The 19,750-nt window shown below is 38.1% G+C and carries 21 protein-coding genes; 15 read left to right on the top strand and 6 right to left on the bottom strand.

Going from position 1 to position 19,750, the window contains the following annotated elements; genetic code table 11:
* Nucleotides 1-42: 42 nt before the first annotated feature.
* Nucleotides 43-528, bottom strand: coding sequence for a zinc ribbon-containing protein (locus tag H4J62_RS09710; protein ID WP_182215005.1), 486 nt, complete (start codon nt 526-528; stop codon nt 43-45).
* 248 nt (nt 529-776) lie between these two features.
* Here H4J62_RS09710 and leuS point away from each other — a divergent pair, with 248 nt between their 5' ends.
* The 15 genes from leuS to H4J62_RS09635 all read left to right on the top strand — a co-directional run bounded on the left by leuS (nt 777) and on the right by H4J62_RS09635 (nt 15,416).
* Nucleotides 777-3,380 carry a leucine--tRNA ligase gene (gene leuS, locus H4J62_RS09705; protein WP_182215007.1) on the top strand — a complete coding sequence of 868 codons (2,604 nt, stop codon included), beginning with the start codon at nt 777-779 and terminating at the stop codon, nt 3,378-3,380.
* 30 nt (nt 3,381-3,410) lie between these two features.
* Nucleotides 3,411-3,932, top strand: coding sequence for an LPS assembly lipoprotein LptE (lptE, locus tag H4J62_RS09700; RefSeq protein ID WP_259364662.1), 522 nt, complete (start codon nt 3,411-3,413; stop codon nt 3,930-3,932).
* Nucleotides 3,932-4,975 (top strand): DNA polymerase III subunit delta, encoded by a 1,044-nt coding sequence (holA, locus tag H4J62_RS09695; protein WP_182215009.1) that lies wholly within the window; start codon nt 3,932-3,934, stop codon nt 4,973-4,975. The genes lptE and holA overlap by 1 nt, the downstream gene beginning before the upstream one ends.
* Nucleotides 4,962-5,630: a nicotinate-nucleotide adenylyltransferase gene (nadD, locus tag H4J62_RS09690; protein WP_182215011.1), complete on the top strand. Its 669-nt coding sequence runs from the start codon at nt 4,962-4,964 to the stop codon at nt 5,628-5,630. Before holA ends, nadD begins: the two co-directional genes overlap by 14 nt.
* A 70-nt stretch (nt 5,631-5,700) precedes the next feature.
* Nucleotides 5,701-6,018, top strand: coding sequence for a ribosome silencing factor (rsfS, locus tag H4J62_RS09685; protein WP_070376106.1), 318 nt, complete (start codon nt 5,701-5,703; stop codon nt 6,016-6,018).
* A 28-nt stretch (nt 6,019-6,046) separates the two neighbouring features.
* A complete protein-coding gene (gene rlmH, locus H4J62_RS09680; RefSeq protein WP_070376105.1) occupies nt 6,047-6,517 on the top strand; it encodes a 23S rRNA (pseudouridine(1915)-N(3))-methyltransferase RlmH in 471 nt (156 codons plus the stop codon).
* Between the two features lie 2 nt (nt 6,518-6,519).
* The gene (gene mrdA, locus H4J62_RS09675; protein ID WP_182215013.1) at nt 6,520-8,523 is read left to right on the top strand and encodes a penicillin-binding protein 2; all 2,004 of its coding nucleotides are present in this window, start codon (nt 6,520-6,522) and stop codon (nt 8,521-8,523) included.
* The gene (gene rodA, locus H4J62_RS09670) at nt 8,523-9,638 is read left to right on the top strand and encodes a rod shape-determining protein RodA (protein ID WP_182215014.1); all 1,116 of its coding nucleotides are present in this window, start codon (nt 8,523-8,525) and stop codon (nt 9,636-9,638) included. The genes mrdA and rodA overlap by 1 nt, the downstream gene beginning before the upstream one ends.
* Nucleotides 9,639-9,668: 30 nt before the next feature.
* Nucleotides 9,669-10,463, top strand: coding sequence for a septal ring lytic transglycosylase RlpA family protein (locus H4J62_RS09665; protein ID WP_310733545.1), 795 nt, complete (start codon nt 9,669-9,671; stop codon nt 10,461-10,463).
* A 102-nt stretch (nt 10,464-10,565) separates the two neighbouring features.
* Nucleotides 10,566-11,753 carry a serine hydrolase gene (locus H4J62_RS09660; RefSeq protein ID WP_182215016.1) on the top strand — a complete coding sequence of 396 codons (1,188 nt, stop codon included), beginning with the start codon at nt 10,566-10,568 and terminating at the stop codon, nt 11,751-11,753.
* Nucleotides 11,754-11,926: 173 nt separating this feature from the next.
* Complete coding sequence (gene ybeD / locus H4J62_RS09655) at nt 11,927-12,190, top strand: DUF493 family protein YbeD (RefSeq protein ID WP_070376102.1); 264 nt, start codon at nt 11,927-11,929, stop codon at nt 12,188-12,190.
* A 142-nt stretch (nt 12,191-12,332) separates the two neighbouring features.
* Nucleotides 12,333-12,956, top strand: a complete 624-nt coding sequence (gene lipB / locus H4J62_RS09650) for a lipoyl(octanoyl) transferase LipB (protein ID WP_220463210.1) — start codon at nt 12,333-12,335, stop codon at nt 12,954-12,956.
* Nucleotides 12,946-13,914, top strand: a complete 969-nt coding sequence (gene lipA / locus H4J62_RS09645; RefSeq protein ID WP_182215017.1) for a lipoyl synthase — start codon at nt 12,946-12,948, stop codon at nt 13,912-13,914. The genes lipB and lipA overlap by 11 nt, the downstream gene beginning before the upstream one ends.
* A 247-nt stretch (nt 13,915-14,161) precedes the next feature.
* The gene (locus tag H4J62_RS09640; protein ID WP_070376099.1) at nt 14,162-14,542 is read left to right on the top strand and encodes a GntR family transcriptional regulator; all 381 of its coding nucleotides are present in this window, start codon (nt 14,162-14,164) and stop codon (nt 14,540-14,542) included.
* 10 nt (nt 14,543-14,552) lie between these two features.
* Nucleotides 14,553-15,416, top strand: a complete 864-nt coding sequence (locus H4J62_RS09635) for a hypothetical protein (RefSeq protein WP_182215019.1) — start codon at nt 14,553-14,555, stop codon at nt 15,414-15,416.
* Nucleotides 15,417-15,494: 78 nt separating this feature from the next.
* Here H4J62_RS09635 and H4J62_RS09630 read toward each other — a convergent pair whose 3' ends face one another.
* The 5 genes from H4J62_RS09630 to cobO form a co-directional block, all read right to left on the bottom strand.
* On the bottom strand, nt 15,495-16,895 hold the full coding sequence (locus H4J62_RS09630; protein ID WP_182215021.1) for a hypothetical protein: 1,401 nt from the start codon (nt 16,893-16,895) through the stop codon (nt 15,495-15,497).
* A 132-nt stretch (nt 16,896-17,027) separates the two neighbouring features.
* Nucleotides 17,028-17,360: a PBPRA1643 family SWIM/SEC-C metal-binding motif protein gene (locus tag H4J62_RS09625; protein WP_182215022.1), complete on the bottom strand. Its 333-nt coding sequence runs from the start codon at nt 17,358-17,360 to the stop codon at nt 17,028-17,030.
* 290 nt (nt 17,361-17,650) lie between these two features.
* Nucleotides 17,651-18,235 (bottom strand): YceI family protein, encoded by a 585-nt coding sequence (locus H4J62_RS09620; protein ID WP_182215024.1) that lies wholly within the window; start codon nt 18,233-18,235, stop codon nt 17,651-17,653.
* Between the two features lie 33 nt (nt 18,236-18,268).
* Nucleotides 18,269-18,832 carry a cytochrome b gene (locus H4J62_RS09615; RefSeq protein ID WP_182215112.1) on the bottom strand — a complete coding sequence of 188 codons (564 nt, stop codon included), beginning with the start codon at nt 18,830-18,832 and terminating at the stop codon, nt 18,269-18,271.
* 160 nt (nt 18,833-18,992) lie between these two features.
* Complete coding sequence (gene cobO / locus H4J62_RS09610) at nt 18,993-19,622, bottom strand: cob(I)yrinic acid a,c-diamide adenosyltransferase (RefSeq protein WP_070376094.1); 630 nt, start codon at nt 19,620-19,622, stop codon at nt 18,993-18,995.
* Nucleotides 19,623-19,750: the final 128 nt, after the last annotated feature.

The raw sequence follows: 19,750 nt of genomic DNA, 5'->3' as shown, positions 1-19,750 counted from the left end.
TTTTAAATAATTAGTAAATTTTAGTGGCGTCCCAGCTTCGTTTTAAGGAGCAAAGGGTAACCTTATAAAAGAACTACCGCCGCAATTAAAACAATCAGCAACATCCGCCGCATGACTGTATGTTATTTTTTCTTGGCAATGCTGGCACTCTAACAAACCAAAACCAATAAAGTCGCCCGTTTTATATAGACCACGATGCTTAATATCTTCATCAAGCTCTGACCACTCCACTTGTGACTTATCAGTGATCGCTTGCATATTTTTCCAGAAAGACTCATTGAGTAAGCCTAAATAAAGGGAATGTTTGGCTTGTGCTTCATTTTGAATAATAAATTCGTTGATATCAAAACGTAAATTATCAACAAACTGCTTAACTTTCTCTTCGGGTAATTTTTCTGCCGCTTGCAAGTAAAGCTTACTTTGCTCTACTTTGTTAACGATATCAGTTATCTCATGCTGGTTAACATCTTCAGCCCATGTAACTAAAGCTTGATAAAGCTCTTGAAAAACACTATTTTTTGATTTCATAACACATTCCTCGACGACTTATAGATTAAGTATAGCTAGTCATAGCTTTATAGAAAAACAAATCAAATAAACTTCTAAAAACTATAACATATCCTTACTTTACTTCAATATGCTCAAAACAGTATCTTGATGTGAGACAGGTATATAAGGTATTCTATCGCCATTATTTTTATGCGTTCATGATCGCGGTCAATTTACTATTGATTGGCTAATGAACACCACATTCTAAAGTGTTTGAGAAATCTTTAATGGAATCCATTTACAATCCCCAAGCTATCGAAGCGCAAGTTCAAAAATTTTGGACTGATAACAATACCTTTAAAGCCGAAGAAAAGCCCGGCCAAGAAAAATATTACTGTCTTGCTATGTTCCCTTATCCAAGTGGACGTTTACATATGGGGCATGTGCGTAATTATAGTTTAGGCGATGTTATCTCTCGCTATCAGCGCCTGCAAGGCAAAAATGTTATGCAACCTATGGGTTGGGACGCATTTGGTTTGCCTGCAGAAAATGCGGCAATTAAAAACAAAACAGCGCCGGCTAAATGGACCTATGAAAATATTGATTACATGCGTAACCAATTACAATCACTGGGTTTTGCTTACGACTGGAGCCGTGAATTAGCGACTTGTAAAAAAGACTATTACAAATGGGAACAATGGTTCTTTACGCAACTTTACGAAAAAGGTTTAGTTTATAAGAAAAATGCTACGGTCAACTGGGATCCCGTTGATCAAACAGTATTGGCAAACGAGCAGGTTATTGACGGACGTGGTTGGCGTTCAGGCGCACCGGTTGAACGTAAAGAAATTCCACAGTGGTTTATTAAAATTACTGATTACGCTGAAGAGTTACTTACAGATTTAGACCAACTTACTGAATGGCCTGAACAAGTTAAGACTATGCAACGTAATTGGATTGGCCGCAGCGAAGGTATTGAAATGACCTTCCAAGTTGCAGATTCAGATGAAAGCTTTGACATCTACACCACACGTCCAGATACACTCATGGGAGTTACTTACGTAGCACTTGCTGCGCAGCATCCACTGGCTTTAGCTGCAGCAAAAAACAACCCTGCATTGAACGACTTTATCACTGAATGCAAAACCAATAAATCTACCGAAGCCGATATGGCAACGATGGAGAAAAAAGGTGCCGATACCGGTCTTAAAGCGATTCACCCACTAACCGGTAACATCGTTCCAGTTTGGGCAGCAAACTTTGTCTTAATGGATTACGGTTCAGGTGCGGTAATGTCTGTTCCTGGCCACGACCAACGTGACTTCGAATTTGCCACTAAATACGGCTTGGAGATTACCCAAGTTATTGCTGGTAGCAAAGACGACGATTTCAGTAAGACAGCAATTACTGAAAAGGGATTATTAATTAATTCAGGCGAATACGACGGTTTAGACTTTGAAGCGGCCTTTAAAGCGATATCAGAAAAATTAATCAGTGAAAATAAAGGCTCTGTAAAAGTTAACTACCGATTGCGTGACTGGGGTGTTTCTCGTCAGCGTTATTGGGGTACTCCCATTCCTATGATGCACCTAGCAAATGGTGAATCTGTCGCGGTACCTCTTGACCAGTTACCCGTTGAATTGCCTGAAGATGTCATCATGAATGGCGTTACATCACCGATTAAAGACAATCCTGAGTGGGCAAAAACCACTTATAACGGTGAAGAAGCATTCCGTGAAACTGATACCTTTGATACGTTTATGGAATCCTCTTGGTATTACGCACGTTACTGTTCACCGAACGATGATACACAAATGATTGACCCCGCCAAAGCAAATTATTGGCTACCGGTTGATCAATACATCGGCGGGATTGAGCATGCTATTTTGCATTTACTTTACGCACGTTTTTTCCACAAGTTATTGCGTGACGCAGGTTTAGTAAACTGTGATGAACCGTTTAAAAAGTTATTATGTCAGGGCATGGTTCTAGCAGATACATATTACCGCGAGGCAGATAATGGTGGTCAAGATTGGATTTCACCAACAGATGTAGACGTTGAGCGTGATGAAAAAGGACAAGTTACTTCGGCTGTTAGCAAGCTTGATGGCAAACCAGTTATTTCTGCTGGTATGAGTAAAATGTCAAAGTCAAAAAATAACGGCATCGACCCACAAGAAGTTATCGGCAAATATGGCGCAGATACTGTACGTTTATTTATTATGTTTACTTCACCACCAGAGCAAACCCTTGAATGGTCTGATTCAGGTGTTGAAGGTGCACACCGTTTCTTAAAGCGTGTTTGGAAACTCGCCTTTGATTTTAGCGAACAAGTAAAAGAACATGGCGAAGTGGCTTTATTGAGCACATTAACCTTGAATGCAGCGCAGAAAACATTACGCCGCGAGTTACACAAAACTATAGCAAAAGTCAGTGATGATATTGGCCGAAGAAACACCTTTAATACAGCTATAGCTTCAATTATGGAATTAATGAACCATTTATCGAAAGCAAGTTTAGTCAGTGTTGAAGACAGAGCGGTTATGCAAGAAGCCGTTCGCGCGGTCATTATAATGTTGACACCAATTACACCACATATGTGTCATGAAATTTGGAAAACATTAGGCGGCGCTAATAACGATAATGCTTCGATTGAAGAAGCATCTTGGCCTATCGTTGATGAGAGTGCTTTGGTTGAAGACCAGAAGTTAATTATTGTGCAAGTTAACGGTAAGGTACGTGCAAAAATTACCGTTTCAGCCAACGCCAACAAAGAAGAAGTTGAAGCCTTAGGTTTAAGTGATGAAACAGTGGTCCGCTTTATTGATGATAAGACAATTCGTAAAGTTATCTATATACCGGGTAAACTTTTAAACATTGTTGCTAACTAATCGCGAAAAAGTCCTACAAAGGTAATAAAAATGAGCCATATGCACAAAAAAACGACAAAACACCAAACACGGGTAGCCGCGGCTACTTTGGTGTTATTCACCTTGTTTTTATCAAGCTGTGGCTTTGCTTTACGCGGTGATTATTTATTATCGCCGCAACTGCAAACTTTGCACTTAAGTTCCGCTGATAAATTTGGAGAGCTTACTCGCCAAGTTAAGCAGCACTTAACGATAAATAAAATAAAGTTGCTGAGCCAAGCTACAGAGAATGTCCCGCAACTTAAACTTTCAAAAGACAGCCTAAACCGTCGCACCTTATCCGTATTTCCAAATGGGCAAGTGGCAGAATACGAATTGATTTATACCGTTAGATATCAGCTAGTACTTTCACAAAAGGATGTTCGCTCTTTTGTTTTTGAACTTAATCGCGATTATCAAGATGATCCCAATATTGCGCTTGCTAAAAGTCGGGAACTGGAATTAATGTTAAGCGAAATGCGCAAAGAAGCGGCTAATAAAATCTTACGCGACCTCTCTACGATTAAAATCTAATGCGGATCTATCATAACCAGCTATCTAATACCCTCAATCAGGGCTTTAAGCCTGTTTGGTTAGTTTTTGGTGATGAGCCTTGGCAAAAGAACAACAGCTTAACCACAATAAAACAGCACTGTCAGCAACAGGGATTTAGTGAAGTTATCCGTTTTAGTGCTGACGATAAATTTGACTGGAACCTTTTGGTTGAAGAGTATCAAGCGATGAGCTTATTTTCAGCACAGCGCATCATTGAAATAGAACTAGTCACCGGAAAAATAGCTGACGCCGGCAGTAAAATACTACTTAAACTCAGTGAAAACTTTCATCCTGATGTACAGCTAATCTTTCATGGTCCTAAAATTGACAGTGCGGGTCAAAAACGAAAATGGTTTAAATCATTAGAACAGTTAGGTTGTTTTGTCCCCCTTTATGATATTGAAGGTCGTCAATTACAACAGTGGTTAAATCAACAAATCAAACAGCATAAATTAAATATTCATCACGATGTTACCCCATTGATGATAGAGCTTTTTGAAGGTAACTTACCGGCTTTAGAGCAAGAGTTACAAAAATTTTCATTGCTGTTTGGTACACAACTAATTATTGCTGAAGACGCAGAAAAATTACTGATTAAACAAGCAAAATTCAATCCTTTTCAGGTGGTTGATACCTTACTTAGTGGTGACCTGCCAAAGTGCATTGGCATGTTAGATCAACTGCAACACGAAGGGGCTGCAATCGGTCAGCTTATTTGGTTTATTCACAAAGAGATAACGCAATTATCAACTATGCTAGAGCAAATTGAACAAGGTGAGAGTATCGATAGTATTTATAAAAAACACCGGATTTGGGATAAAAAGAAACCTCTGTATCAGTATGCCCTTAACCATATTAGTCGTGACAATATTTACCAAGCTCAAGCGCGTTTAGCACAAACTGATTTGATCAGTAAAACCAGTAGTGACTTTAACCATTTTATATTATTGGCAGATGTTTGTATAAGTCTCTATCACGGACAAACCACCAAAAAATTCAATTTAGATTATGAATTCGGCTAAACAAGTAAGCGAAATTAAGAAAAATATTGCCATAATGGGGGGAACGTTTGACCCTATTCATAATGGCCATATTGAAACAGCTAAAGAAACAGCAGCATGGCTTAATTTTGAACAACTCTTCTTTTTACCTGCGCATTTGCCACCTCATAAAAACACCACAACAGCCAGCGCTAAGCACCGAACAGCTATGGTGAACCTTGTTTGCCAACAGCAGCCATTATTTCAGCTTGATAATCGCGAACTAAAACGACATAGCGCTTCTTATACCGTAACAAGTCTACGTGAAATAAAACAAGAACAACCCAACAGTCGGGTTTTCTTTATCATAGGTATGGACTCGTTCCTTAACTTTACCCTATGGCATCAATGGCAAACTATTTTGTCACTATGCCATATTGTCGTCAATATTCGACCTGGCTATCAATTAAATCAAATTAATACCGCCACCCAAGAACTATTAAAAAACCATCAAATAGATGACCTAGCAGAAATAAAGCAACAAGATGCCGGCGGCATTATTTTCCATCAAAACCAGTCGCTTAATATTTCTTCAAGTGAAATACGCCAACAACTTTTAAGCAATAATAAACACAATAATCACTTAACAGAATGCGTACATCATTACATTATTGAAAAAAAACTCTATCAAAAATAATTTGCTAGTTAACCTGCAGAAAAAATGATGATATTATAGCGCATTATTATTTACACTAAGAGTAATTCCCTTGCAAGTTGAAGCGTTAAACGCATTTGTTATTGAAAAAATCGAAGAAATGAAAGGTCGTGACATCACGACTTTAGACATCGGAAAAAAATCAGGCTTTGCTGATTATATGGTTGTCTGTTCAGGTAACTCGAATCGCCATGTTAAATCTATTGCACAATCAGTTGCCATCGAATGCCGCGCTAAAGGTATTGAGCCGTTAGGTATTGAAGGTAATGATGTTGGCGAATGGGCGTTAGTTGATTTAGGCAATTTAATTGTTCACGTAATGACAGACGAAATTCGTGACCGTTACCAGTTAGAAGAATTGTGGAACTAAGCTAATAGTGAAGGTTAACTAAACTATTATGCGACTTACCTTATATGCTGTTGGCAATAAAATGCCAGCATGGGTTACTCAAGGCTTTAACGAATATTGTCGTCGATTTCCGCGCGACATGTCGTTTCATTTAGTAGAAATCCCGCCAGGTAAGCGTGGTAAAAACGCCGATATAGCTCGCATTCTAGAAAAAGAAGGCGAATTATTACTAAACGCAATTCCAAAAGGTAACCGTATTGTTACGCTTGAAGTGGAAGGTAAACCGTGGACAACACCACAGCTTGCCCAACAACTTAAGCGTTGGCAATTAGACAGCCGCGATGTTGCTTTACTTATTGGTGGCCCCGAAGGTTTAGCCCCCGCTTGTATTAAAGCTTCAGAACAAAAATGGTCTTTATCGCCATTAACCTTGCCACATCCAATGGTGCGTATTGTTGTTGCTGAAAGTCTGTATCGAGCTTGGAGCATTAACAATAATCACCCGTATCACCGAGAGTAATAATGGCATCGAACAAACGTGTTGCTATTCGAAACCATTCGGCAGAAGCTAATTTATTTGCGCGCAGAACATTTATTGCCTTTATCGGTATACTCGCTTTATTGTTAACCTTAATTAGCAATATCTACGAGTTAGAAATTAATTCTTATGAAAAATATCAAACTCGCTCTAATTCCAATCGAATCAAACTCCTTCCCGTTGCACCTAATCGCGGATTAATTTACGATCGTAATGGCATTCTACTTGCTGATAACAAACCCGTTTATTCGCTTGAGGTTATTGCTGAGCAAACGGTTGATTTGAAGAAACACATTGTAGAAGTCAGTGAGTTGCTTGATATCAGTGAAGAAAAGCAGCAAAAACTTTTTGAAGCGCTAAAAAGCAAACGACGTTTTAAACCAGTAGAACTGCACTCGCGGTTAAGCGCACAACAAGTTGCATTATTTTCTGTCAATCAACACAAATTCCCTGGTTTTTTTATTGATGCTCGTCTTAAAAGATATTACCCATTTGGTGATTTAACGACCCACTCCTTGGGTTATGTTGCCCGCATTAACCTTAAAGATTCAATTCGTTTGGCCGAAGAAAATTTAGATGAAGATTATGCAGCAACGCGTAATATAGGTAAGCTTGGTTTAGAAAAATATTATGAAAATATACTTCATGGCACTATTGGTCATCAAGAAGTTGAAATAAATAATCAAGGTCGCATTATAAGAACGCTTGATTATGCGCCCCCAATATCAGGAAAAAACTTAACCCTGAGTATTGATATTGAATTACAAATGATTGCTAAACGTGCCTTAGCAGGCAAGCGTGGCGCGGTAGTAGCAATTGATCCACGAAGTGGTGAAATATTGGCCATGTATTCAAACCCAAGTTATGATGGAAACTTATTTGTTCACGGCATTAGTAGTAAAAACTATCGTAAATTACTTAATCCTAAAAACGACAGACCATTACTTAATCGAAGTGTACAAGGTTATCCACCCGCCTCGACAGTCAAACCTTTGCTCGGATTAACAGGATTAGAAGCAGGTGTAATTACCAATGAATCACGCTTCTACGACCCTGGCTGGTTTCAGCTAAAAGGTCTTGAACGTAAATACCGAGATTGGTGGGCCCCCGGCCATGGCTGGGTAGATCTTAATCAAGCTATTGAACATTCATGTAATGTATTCTTTTATAATTTAGCGTATCAATTAGATATTGATACGATTACCGACATGATGGAAAAATTTGGTTTTGGCGATCTTACGGGTGTTGATATCTGGGAAGATAAACGCGCTATTTTGCCTGGTAGAGAAACCAAGCGTAGTCGATACAATAAACCTTGGTATACCGGCGATACAATCGCTGTTGGTATTGGTCAAGGCTACTGGACAGTAACACCGTTACAGCTAGCTCAAGCTTTTTCTATTTTAACGAATAAAGGCGACATAAAAATCCCACATTTTTTACGTGCTACTGCAGAGTTAGTCGCAGAAGAAGTTAAAATCAATGAGGAAATCACCACCGCTGAGACTGAGGGTAATGTTAATATTATCAATAAAATGGTCACTAAAATGGCAGAATATGATGATAAACCCCCTATTGTTTTAAAAGACAGTAAGCACTGGAGTTTAGTGCTTGATGCTATGCATAACACGGCACAAAAGAAATATCCTGCATTTAAAGGTGCTCGCTATGACGCCGCAGGAAAGTCGGGTACAGCACAACTTATTGCAAAAAAACAAGATGAGAAATATGATGCAGAAGCCACTAAAGAAAAGCAGCGAAACAATGCTATGTTTGTGGCTTTTGCTCCTTATGAGAATCCAGAAATAGTGGTTGCGGTTGTCGTTGAAAATGTTTTGGAAGGTGGTGGTGGTTTTAATGCTGCGCCGGTAGCACGCCAAGTTATGGATCAATATTTTGGTGATAGAGTCATTATTAGTACCGATAAAAGTAAGCATCCACAACACAATAATGTTTATGGTGTTGACAAAAACACAGGACGTAACTAGTGCGTAATATTGGTCATGACCAACAAAAACAGCGAAGTTTCTGGCAAAGAATTCATATTGACTTGCCTCTTTTGTTGGGTATTTTAGCATTAATGACCTTAGGGCTATTTGTTGTTTATAGTGCAGGTGGCCAAGAAACAGCCATTGTTTACCGTCAAATAACCCGCTTAGGTATAGCATTATTGGTGATGTTCGCCGTTGCTCAAATCCCGCCCCTTTCCTATCAAAAATGGGCGGTGCCAGTATTTATTTTAGGTTTGCTGCTCTTAATCGCCGTACTCTTATTCGGTCATATAGGTAAAGGCGCACAGCGTTGGTTAGACTTGGGTTTTATGAAATTTCAGCCTTCTGAGATAATGAAACTGATTGTCCCCATTATGATCGCTTGGTACGTTAGCCAATATGACTTACCCGCTAAAATATCTACCATCACCATTGCATTTATTTTAGTGTTATTGCCAACCTTATTAATTGCTAAGCAACCTGATTTAGGTACGTCACTGTTAATCGCCAGTTCAGGTGTTTTTGTGATTTTTCTTGCCGGAGCAAGCTGGAAACTAATTATCGCTTGTATTGGCTTAGCATCAGCATTTGCACCCGTTCTTTGGATGTTTTTGATGAAGCCCTATCAGAAGCAGCGTGTATTAACTTTTCTTGACCCAGAGCAAGACCCACTTGGCTCTGGATATCATATTATTCAATCAAAAATAGCCATTGGTTCAGGTGGTTTGCATGGCAAAGGTTGGTTACAAGGTACACAGTCACAACTGGAATTTTTACCTGAACGCCATACCGACTTTATTTTTGCGGTGTTTAGTGAAGAATTTGGCTTTGTAGGTGTCGCAGTACTGCTCAGTGTCTATTTAATGATAGTGATGCGAGGCTTATGGATTGCTGTCCATGCCGACCATGCATTCACAAAACTATTAGCCGGTAGTATAACTTTAACCTTTTTCGTTTATGTCTTTGTGAACATAGGTATGGTGTCAGGCTTATTGCCTGTTGTTGGCGTTCCTTTGCCCTTAGTCAGTTACGGCGGAACATCAATGGTGACATTACTTGCAGGTTTTGGCATGCTGATGGCGATTAGCACCCATAAGCGTTTTATTGCTTAAATTGATTAACAACATAAAAAGAATCTGCCAGTGAAAATACAACTATTAATGATGACGCTTTTAGTCTCGATTTCTGCCTGCAGTGTCAATACCGGACGCTATCAACAACACAAAGATAGTATGCCCAGCCGAGCGCCTACGGCAAGTGAGCTTATTAATATTACGCCAAGAGCAGAGCCCCATAGTAGAGGGGGGAATAAAAGCCAATATCAGGTGCGTGGTAAAACTTATTCAGTATTAAAAAGTGCTGAAAATTTTAGCCAAACGGGTATTGCTTCTTGGTATGGCGAAAAATTCCATGGTCATTTAACCTCAAATGGTGAAATTTATAATATGTACGCTATGAGTGCGGCTCATAAAAATTTACCCCTACCCACTTACTTAAAAGTAACTAACAACGCCAATAGTCAATCAGTAATTGTTAGAGTAAATGACCGTGGACCATTTCATCAAAACCGTATTATTGATTTATCGTACAGCGCGGCTTATAAACTAGGTATGATGAAAACAGGCGTGGCTAATGTCACGATCACTGCCATTACTGATTTTGCTGTTACTGAGATAAAACAAAAACTGACTGAAAATAACTTACCTACAGATAGCGAACAACGTAAATATATTCAAGTTTTCGCCACTAAGAATGAAGTACTTGCCAATAAAACAGCCCAAGCCCTAGAGAATTTATATCAAATAAATACCATAATCCCAATGAACGATGGCCTTTTTCGTGTACAAATCGGCCCAATCAACGATGAAGAGGCGTTAAACACCCTATTGACCAGTTTAAAAAAATCAGGTTATCCAAAAGCATTCAGTCTGAAGTAATCATTCGTAACAATTTGCCACGATAGCACCATAGCAATCAGTAACAAAGATGGTATACTGCTGAAAAATTCTTCTTTTATCATTCAGTTTCGTAGGAATATTATGACTTACCCATTAGCTAAAAAGACGGCTAAAACCTCAACAAAACTTCTCTGCCTTTTAGGCGCAATTTCTTTAACTTTTTCATCTTTTTCCCAAGCGTTAACCATTATTCCATCACCACCAGAAGTTAAAGCAAAAGGTCATATCCTTATTGACTTCAATACCGGTAAAGTTCTTGCAGAGAGTAATGCCGATGCTTTGTTAGCGCCAGCCAGCTTAACAAAGATGATGACCAGTTATATCATAGGTAAAGAATTAGCAAGTGGTAATATCAACAACACTGACTTAGTCAAAGTCAGTGAAAAAGCTTGGGCAAAGAACTTCCCTGGTTCATCGCTTATGTTTATTGAAGTTGGTACCGAAGTTTCTGTAGAGTTATTAAATCAAGGGATTATTGTCGCTTCAGGTAATGATGCTTGTGTTGCTATGGCTGAACATATTGCCGGTAGCGAAGGTGCATTTGCTCAGTTAATGAATGGTCATGCCGCACAACTAGGGATGAGTAGTAGTTACTTTGAAAACAGTCACGGTTTAGACAGCCAAGAACACAAGACAACACCTCGGGATATGGCAACACTGGCAATGGCACTTATTCGAGATGTACCTGAAGAATATAAAATTTACAGCCAAAAAGTCTTTAGTTATAACAATATTAAACAATACAACCGTAATAATTTATTATGGGATAAAAGCATGAATGTTGACGGTTTAAAAACCGGTCATACCGCTCAGGCAGGTTACAGTTTAGTTTCATCCGCTACTAAAGGTGGAATGCGCTTAGTCAGTGTTGTTATGGGTACGGAAAGCGAACGAGCAAGAAAAGTTGAGAGTAAAAAGTTACTTAATTATGGCTTTCGTTTCTTCGAAACCTATACCCCTTATAAAGCGGGTGATAAGTTTGCTACCAATCGTGTTTGGATGGGCGATGTAAAAGAAGTCGACTTGGGTATTTTACTAGATACCCCTATTACAGTCCCGCGTGGTCAACGTAAAAATTTAGCCGCCAGTATTGAACTTGACCAACAATTAAAAGCGCCGTTAGCCAAGGGAACCGTTGTTGGTAAACTATTTTTACGCTTAGACGGTGAAGACATCGCAGAATACCCGTTAGTAACTTTGCAAGAAGTTAATGAAGGTGGCATGTTTAGCAAGTTAGTCGACTATGTGAAACTACAATTTGTGAACTAGTTAGCAAATAAAAAACCTTGTAATTTTAAACTCGGCTCATGCCGAGTTTTTTATTATTAAGACAAAATTGTGATTAATAATAAAAGCGGTAAATACAATGATCACATTTTATTTGATTAATGATAAAATACCCCCAGATTGACTATTGACCAAGTACTATTTAGAGAGAGAAAATGAAAACCAAGTTTGATGAATTATTAGAATTTCCGACCGTACTTAACTTTAAAGTTATGGGCGTTGCTTGCGACGAATTACCTGATTTAGTGATTAATGAACTACAAAAGCATGCACCCGGTGATTACTCTCCTAAAATTAAAGCCAGTTCGAAAGGGACTTACCATTCGCTTTCAATTGCGGTGACGGTTACCAGTAAAGAGCATATAGAAACAATTTATACAGAATTAACGGCTATTGATATCGTCCGCTACGTTCTTTAAAAAAATTACGCTTTAGCGTAACGATAATAACCTTAGTATTTGTCCGGTGTATTCCTATTATTATTTGGATATAATCGGCATCAATAGAATTAAGTGAAGTATAAACTTGAAAAATTCGTTAATCATTCGACAACTTGCCACTATGGACTACACCAAGGTTTGGCAAGGGATGCAAAAATTTACCGATGATCGTAACGAAGACACTCAAGATGAACTTTGGTTAGTCGAGCATCCAGCCGTTTTCACACAAGGGCAAGCAGGTAAAGAAGAACACTTGCTAATGCCGGGTGATATAGAAGTAGTAAAAGTAGATCGTGGCGGACAAGTGACTTATCACGGCCCTGGTCAACAAGTTATCTACTTTATGATCAATTTACGTCGCCGAAAAATGGGCGTGCGTGATTTAGTAACGCTACTTGAAAATGGCTTAATTGCCGCATTAGCTGATTTTAACATTATCGCCAAAGCTAGACCTGACGCACCAGGGGTTTATGTTGGCGAAAAGAAAATTGCATCGTTAGGTTTACGAGTGCGTAAAGGTTGCTCTTTTCACGGTTTGGCACTGAATGTAAATATGGACTTATCGCCCTTTCTTCGGATAAATCCTTGTGGTTATCAAGGACTAGAAATGGTGCAAACAGCCGATATCAGTCAATTAACAGATACTGCTCAAGCAGGTGAATCCTTAGTAAAACACCTCGCTAAATTATTAAATACCAATAATATCAGTTATAAAACTGGTTGGGACGAAATGAATGACCACTAAAACAACTCGAGTTATCCCTGGCACAAAAATGCGTGATGCAGAAAAAATGGCGCATATCCCTATTCAAATTGTGCCCTCAGAGCGTGAAACCATGCTTAGAAAGCCTAAATGGTTACGTATTAAACTACCTCGTACGACAGAACGGATTGACAGTATAAAAGCAGCGCTACGTAAACATGACTTACATTCAGTCTGTGAAGAGGCTTCTTGCCCAAACTTATCCGAGTGTTTTAACCACGGTACCGCCACTTTTATGATCTTAGGTGATATCTGTACACGCCGTTGCCCTTTTTGTGATGTTGGCCACGGTCGTCCTTTAGCCCCTAAAGTTGATGAGGCTAAAAAGTTAGCACTAACACTTAAAGATATGAAACTGAAATACGTGGTGATCACTTCGGTTGACCGTGATGATTTACGTGATGGTGGCGCTCAACAGTTTGCTGATTGTATTAGTGAAATAGCCATACATGCACCAAATACTAAAGTTGAGATTTTAGTCCCTGATTTTCGTGGTCGCATGGACCGTGCCTTAGAAATTTTAAATGCTAATCCTCCACATGTCTTTAATCATAATTTAGAAACCGCACCGCGTCTTTATACCAAAGCACGTCCAGGCGCTAACTACCAATGGTCGTTAGATTTACTGAAAAAATTTGGTGAAGCCAATCCTGCAGTACCGACAAAGTCAGGTTTAATGGTTGGCCTAGGTGAAACAGACGAAGAAATTTTACAAGTTATGCGCGACCTCAGAAGCCATGGCGTGACTATGCTTACAATTGGTCAGTATTTACAACCGAGTAAACATCATTTACCGGTAGAACGCTACGTTCACCCTGATGTTTTCGATATGTATCAAGCTGAAGCGATTAAGATGGGCTTTAACCATGCAGCCTGTGGGCCTTTAGTGCGTTCAAGCTACCATGCTGATAAACAAGCCGCAGGAGAAGAAGTTAAGTAATCCCCCTTGCAAATAACCTAAAGCCTGAATATCTCGATATCACTCATATCATCGAAATATTCAGGCTTTATTGTATGCGACCTCTGTACCAACACATCCACGCAAGAAATTGATTTTATTAAATTAAATCACAACCACTTTTCTTAATACCTCAATAGTTCAAAAAACAAACTATTTTTACTTGCCTTGATCCAGGTTATAGTTGTACCATTACCACACACGGAACAACTGGAGCAGACAAAGAAATATGGAAATTACCATTAATATAGAAGATCCGATGCCGTTATTTACACAACTCGTTGAACAAATAAAATCAGCGGTTATTAGCGATAAGGTTAGACCAGGAGACCCACTTCCTTCGATTAGACAATTGGCTAATGATTTAGAGCTCAACAGTAAAACTGTTGCTAAAGCTTACAAATTATTAGAACGAGACTTAGTCATTCAAAGCAAAGGTTATCGAGGGACCTTTGTTCACCCTGATGCAATAGTAAATAGTAAGATGGATTTAAATGCTGATGTTTTAGCACAGTTAGATAATGCTATTTCTGCCTGTAAAACGGCAGGGGTAACCGACTCAGAAATACGTATTGCTTTTAGTAGTGCAATGAACAGTAAAAACAATTAAGGAGCAGAAGATGTCTATTAACATTTTATTTTACACATTATTTTTAAGCCAAATTATACTCATTTCATACTATTACCCTAAGCAAATAATTAAAAAAATTGATGGGGTTTTAACAAACTTTCCGCCGGAGAGTTATCCAAAACTTTACCCTGAGTCAACTGATCAACTAAATGTAGCGAAGGTACGTTATCGATTCCTAAATCAAATAATACTGGTTATTGGTCTGATATTACTGGGGTTCTATGTTTTGATGTCAAAAGATTATAGTGATAAGCAAAAATTTGCAGAAGGATTACCCTTAATGTTTGGTATGGTGCAGTTTATCCCCTATATGTTATTAGAAGTCTCTGGGTGTAGACAATTTAAACTGATGAGAAAAGCCAATAAGCGTACCAATCGCACCGCAGATTTGACACCACGTCACTTGTTCAATTATGTTTCACCTTTATTGGTTATTTCAGCTGTGGTGTTATTATTTTCTTATATTTTATTTGATTTATATATTCATAATTTTGCGATTACCAGCGACTTAATTATTAAAATAGTGACACTGAGTTTGGTACATGCACTCTTTATTGGTTTAGCCATTTGGCACCTTACCGGCAAACGTTTAGATCCCCACCAAGCAGTGAAGGACAGAAGTAGCCAAACTCAATTTGCTTTACAATCAATGGGCTCTGTGAGTATTTTCTTAAGCTTATTTTTAATGGCAAACACAGCAGTTGATGTTTATGAACTAGGTTATATGGAGATTATTATTAACAGTATCTACTTTCAAGTTATCGCCTTTGTTGGTATTGGCGGTATGCTTAGAACGATTAAAATAGAGACGATTAATTTTGATGTTTATAAGGCCGATAATTCGATAGTTTAGCGATTGATTAACCGGTAACTTTGTTACGGCCAGTTCAATGACAAATAACATATTTGCAAATGAGCTGGCCAACTTATGCTATTGTGGGTTACCTTCAAAATTTTGTTCTGATTTCATCCCTTCAATATTAATAATTTTCGAACGATTCATTGTTATTTTAAAACGCTGAATGTATTGTTTTGTTTTATTACCCTGTATTTTTTGCTCTTGCACAACCGCTAAATTTATCTGATAACGTCGTTCAACACCTTGATTAGATATCTTACTTCCATCAAGTGCATATAAACGCCCTTCTCCTTTTTTCAAAAAACGTACAAAAGGCGTTAAATTAAAAAACATCTGGTGCTGAATCTCTTTAAAGCCAGGGATAAACTCTTTAGCAATAACTTTTGAATTACAGCGAAAATGTAAGAGTTGTGCCGCTTGCTTGTTTTGTTGACGGCGTTGTTGAAAATGTTTATTAACAATATCAGGTAAGTCTTTGTTCTTAATATAATCAAGCCATAGGGTTTGCATAGACATTTTATTTTTAGACATACTATCGGTAAATACATGCTGCCACTTAGGGCGTCCTCGCTGAATTTTTCGCCAAAGATAGCGTGTGAGATCATCCTTAAATATTTCACGGACACCATAAATCACTCCTAAAAAAGTGATCAGTACTAAAGTTACTTCGTTAAATGCTGAGCGAGCGTTGAGCACAATTGACATCACGAACGCCATAACGACAGCGGTAATACTACCACGAACTAAGCGTCTTAGATTATTGTCTAGGTCATGAGTGGTTCTTTTAAAGACCACACCAAATTCACTTAATCGCTGCAACAAGCGCATTTTGTTAGTGATACGATTTGGGTCTGCTAGCGTAATTTTTGAATTATACTGGCGCTCTGTTCGGTAATTATTTTCTTGGCGACACAAGGTAAACAACACCTCTCGGGTTTCTGAATGCTCTGAGCTTTTTGGTCCATTGGCAAGCAAATTAAGAAATGACTGCTCGGTATACCAGCTTAGGTAATTATCTACATTTTCAAAGTAAGAACTTAGTTTTTGATCTAAAGGGGTATAGCGGCGCAGTTTTTTTAACAAGCTTTGTGTTTGATCAACCAATTCAAGTGCATATTGATAAAAAATTTCGATATCTTTTTCTTGTAGGGCTTGCTTGATATCTGTTTCGAGTGCGACCCTAAATTGATAAGAAAATAAATTTAAGTTACTGCGATAGTCGCCCTGATCACCCTTTTTTTGACTTATAAATCGGCTGCGAACTAAAGGTAAATGCACTTGGCGAGAAAAGTAAGCACTATGGCTTCGGATACTGCTGTGAAAGTAATTATCTTCACTGAGGGTAATAGCATTAATGCCCATTTCTTCGGGAATAGAAAAATAAAGATCAAAACGTTGTGATTCTTGTGGTGATAATTGCTGGCTAACTTTAAATGATAAATTTTCATCTTGCGTTAAGCTGATTTTTTTCACTTAATGATCCTCTCCTATTAACAACAACTGAGGGGTAAGTATCTGTCAATTTTACTCTTTTTACCATAATTGCTTTAATAAAAAAGGCCGAGAAATAATTTCTCAGCCTTTTTTATTAAAACTATGACTCATTTATCCACAGCATTTTTTATATTTTTTAGTACTTCCACAAGAACAAGGATCGTTTCTGTTCGGTGTTTTATCAAAACGCTGTGTTTTAGGGACATTTAATGCCGCTTCTAGCTCAACAATATTTTCTTTTACATCAGTATTAATTTCAATGTTAGCAATAAAATTGTGCTCAGTAACAATAGCGATAACTTCTTGCTGCCTTTCTTTTGATGCAACAACGAGCATTAATGGTTTTGCTGCACTACCGAGCTTAACGCCGCGATTAGGTTTATAACCTGCACTGCCGTGAGTGCCCATAACATCAGGAGTACCGCGATAAAAAAATTTAGACATAAAAGCACCTTAATTGAATGTGAGTGCCGAATAATCAGCCATTAAAAAATTCGCGCGAATTCTAACAGCTAAACGTAATTTTAGCTAAATTTATATAATGTTTACCCATAGAGCTAAACCAGACTTAATGAGATAACACCATTAGACGACGACTATTTCTCACAGTTCCCCCTCTAAAATAAAGATATTGTTATAAAAAAGCCAGCATCAGTGCTGGCTTTAGTTTATCAGTAGAGACTGGGACGATATGAATCGACATTAACCAGTTTGGTAAGCCAGACAATCACTTATTACTTCTTTATACCTTCAATATGGAGCTCTAATTCAACATGTGATGAAGCAGGTCCTAACGTGTCTGGAATACCAAAATCAGCTAAACCAATTTTTGTTGTTCCACTAAAGCCAACACGGTAACCACCCCAAGGATCTTTACCCTCACCAATTTTTATCGCGTCAATAATAATGGCTTTACTAACACCGTGTAAGGTTAAAGTGCCGTTAATTGCTAATTTATTTTGACCATTATCAGTAATGCTAGTGCTAACAAATTTTGCACTACCAAACTTATCCACATCAAGAAAGTCATCACTACGGACATGCTTATCACGTTCGCCATGGTTAGTATTTAAGCTGGTGGTATCCACCAACATTTCAATTTTAGCCGTAGATAAATCAGCTGCATCATAACTAAAACTGCCACTAAATTTATCAAAACGTCCCGTTAACCAACTGTAACCCAAATGCTTAATTTTGAAGTTAACGGAGGCATGCGCGCCTTTGTAATCTACGATGTAGTCTGCTGCATTAACTGTTGGAGTGAAAGCAGATGTCATAAGTAGCGTTGGCAATATTGAGGCAAGTAATAATTTTTTCATGTGAGTCCTTTTTTTTAATCGTATGAATAAAGTCTATTTATTGTTTAAACGCTGATAACCAAGCATTCTAGTTAAGGTGTTATCTTTATCGATAAAATGATGCTTTAGCGCCGCTAATGCATGTAAAACAACAGAACACATCAATAGGTAAGCAAGATATTTATGCACCGCACCGGCAATATCTTCTTGATTAGTAAACAGCTCACCAAAACTCATTATTGATATCAACTGAAAAACTTCGATTGCACGTCCATCAGCCGTAGAAATTAAATAACCACAGATCATTAAAATAAACAGTGCAGTATACAAAAATAAATGCATAAAATGTCCAAGTTTTTTTTCTGTATCGCTATGTGTTTTAAGCGCTTTTGGTTTTATCTGAGCGCTGCGCCAAATCAAACGAAAAATCATTACAAAGAATAAAAGTATACCAATACTTTTATGAAGATCAGGCCCTTGTTTATTCCAAGGATTGTAATAATCGAGATCAACCATCCAGTAACCTAAAGCAAAGAGTCCAATAACGGTTAACGCAACGAACCAGTGTAAAAAGATACTGACCCAGCCATAGTGCTTTGTGGTGTTTTTGATGTTAATTTCGATGTTCATTAGCATATTACTATTTAGTTTACTGTTAATAATACTACAGGGGTTTCGTGAACAGATTAAGTCGCTAAAGCGTGATTCATTGTTTCCATATAGCTTCTAATTGAGTCGATAATATAACAAGACCCGTGCTTTTAGTAGATTACCTACTTTACCAGTCAAGTCCTTTTTGTGCTTTAACGCCAGCTTTAAAAGCGTGCTTAATCGGTTGAACTTCAGATACGGTATCAGCCAACTCGATTAAACGGCGATGGCAAGCGCGTCCGGTTATAAGTACATGCTGCATTTTAGGTCTATTATTCAATGCCTCTATAACTTCGTCTAGTTCAATATAGCCATAAGTCACCATGTAGGTCATTTCATCAAGTAAAACAATATCAAGCGTTTCATCACTCAACATTTCTTTACTTTTTTGCCAAGCGACTTTTGCTGCTGCTACATCAGTTTCGGTACTTTGTGTTTCCCAGGTAAAGCCGGTTCCCATAACATGGTGCTTAACAGCAAATTGCTTAAGAATATTCATCTCGCCACATTCCCATTGAGTGCCTTTAATAAACTGCACCACGCCAGCTTTTTGGCCGTGACCAATAGCACGCAATACCGTACCAAAACCAGAGGTACTTTTACCTTTGCCATTACCCGTTATTACTACAAAAACACCGCGTTCTTCTGTTGCTTGAGCAATTCGTTGATCAACGTTGGCTTTAATTTTCTTTTGGCGTTCAATATGTTTTTTTTCTTTAGCCGCTGCTTTATCAGCCGCCGAGGGTAAATCACTCATATTATTTCCTATTTAACGGTATCTATTGAAAGAACTCGGCAGTTTAATCTTTTTATAAATTATTTATAATTGCAAAGAGGTTTAAAATTAGGGTATTTTAATTTAACAACAAACTTTCTTTTATGGCT

The sequence above is a fragment of the Colwellia sp. BRX8-5 genome (assembly GCF_014077325.1).
In the GTDB taxonomy this organism is placed as follows: Bacteria; Pseudomonadota; Gammaproteobacteria; order Enterobacterales; family Alteromonadaceae; genus Colwellia_A.
Note: the sequence above shows the minus strand (reverse complement) of the source record. Positions and strands in the feature narration are given on the sequence as shown.